Genomic DNA, 1,732 nt, shown 5'->3' on the forward strand with positions numbered 1-1,732 from the left:
CAATTGGGATTAAATTTAAAATCAATTCTTTATTTTGCCTTTCTAACAAAACAGTTGAAGAAAGCAGCAGTATATGGCAAAGATATTAAACATTCAGCAGGTAACGAAGTCCTTTCAGGGAGCTACTAAAAAAATAACAGTACTTAACAATATTTCATTTGATATTGAAACAGGTGACACCTTTTCAATTGTAGGTCCCTCAGGAAGTGGGAAGACAACCTTGCTAGGGCTGTGCGCGGGCTTGGACAGACCAGACAGTGGTTCAATCATCTTGTGTGGTGAAGATATCAGCAACATGAATGAAGATGAACGCGCCGTATTAAGAAATCAAAAAGTGGGATTTGTATTTCAAGACTTTCAGCTTCTGCCAACATTAACAGCACTTGAAAATGTAGCCGTTCCACTGGAACTGCAAGGAGCAAAAAATGCCAAATCAAGGGCGATGGAATTACTGGATAAAGTGGGATTGGCCGACAGGTTTGATCACTATCCCTCTCAACTCTCAGGAGGTGAACAACAACGGGTGGCTGTCGCCAGGGCTTTTTCAAACAATCCTGATATTCTTTTTGCCGATGAGCCCACAGGAAACCTCGATGCAGATACCGGTGAAAGAGTGGTGGAGTTACTTTTTAACCTGAATAAAGAGCTTGGAACGACACTGGTGATCGTGACCCACGACCTGGAACTGGCTCAAAAAACTCAAAAAATCCTCAAATTAAAAGGAGGAACCATTGTTGCACAGGAAATCGGAAAGCAATGGTAAATAGAAAGTCTACTTCTAAAGCAGGATTAAACTGGTTGTTTTCCATGGCATTGCGTGACGGTAAAGCAAGTAGTAAACGCCTGGTGTTGTTTATGGCATCCATTGTATTAGGTATTGCCGCCGTAGTAGCTATCCAGTCTTTCGGCGAAAGCCTGAAAGACAATATCGCATTGCAATCAAAATCGTTGATGGGAGCCGACTTTAAAATTGATGCCAATCAGGAACCCAACCAAACCGTGATATCCATTATGGATTCACTGGGCGGCGCTAATGCTCGTGAAATTAATTTTGCCTCCATGGCTTCTTTTTCCTCTACAAAAGCCACAAAACTAGTGCAAGTGAGGGGCATTGAAGGAGGGTTTCCATTTTATGGCGAAATGGAAACAATCCCGAAAGAAGCCGCCCTAACTTATCAAAAAATAAAAGGGGCAATACTGGACGCTACCGTTATGCTGCAATTGGGGATTAAGGTAGGCGACAGTATAAAGCTTGGAGATATTTCGATGCCTGTTACGGGACAGTTGAAATCCGTTCCCGGAAGCAATGCCGTGTTTAGCTCAGTAGCACCAACCGTGATTATTCCATTTGAACTGATTGAAAAAACCGGGCTCATACAAATGGGAAGCAGAATAAGGTATGAATATTATTTTTTGGCAGATGAAAACACCAACCTGAAACTCCTGGATGAACAACTGGAACCAAAACTCGATTTGGAAAATGCAGACTTAGATACCCACACTGCAACCAGTCAGCGTCTTGGAAGTCGATTTGATAACTTCGGTAAGTTTTTGAACCTGGTTGCATTTATTGCGTTGTTACTGGGGTGTGTGGGCATAGTAAGTGCCATTCATATATACATCAAAGAAAAACTCAAAGCTGTAGCCATCCTCAAATGTCTGGGTGCTACCAAAAGACAAACTTTTCTGATTTTTTTAATACAAATTGGAGTACTTGGATTGATTGGGGGTC

At 41.9% G+C, this 1,732-nt stretch carries 2 protein-coding genes; both read left to right on the forward strand.

Annotated features, from left to right (window positions below):
- Positions 1 to 73 precede the first annotated feature (73 nt).
- Positions 74 to 763 (forward strand): ABC transporter ATP-binding protein, encoded by a 690-nt coding sequence (locus AACY61_RS13325; protein ID WP_339612068.1) that lies wholly within the window; start codon positions 74 to 76, stop codon positions 761 to 763.
- A partial coding sequence (locus AACY61_RS13330) for an ABC transporter permease (protein ID WP_339612069.1) occupies positions 757 to 1,732 on the forward strand: 976 nt, incomplete at its 3' end. The genes AACY61_RS13325 and AACY61_RS13330, both read left to right, overlap by 7 nt.

The sequence above is a fragment of the uncultured Planktosalinus sp. genome, assembly GCF_963973675.1.
Taxonomy (GTDB): Bacteria; Bacteroidota; Bacteroidia; order Flavobacteriales; family Flavobacteriaceae; genus Planktosalinus.

Bases quoted from the DNA above. Each gene is read 5' to 3' on its own strand.
- AACY61_RS13325 (WP_339612068.1), top strand. From the start codon at position 74: ATGGCAAAGATATTAAACATTCAGCAGGTAACGAAGTCCTTTCAGGGA.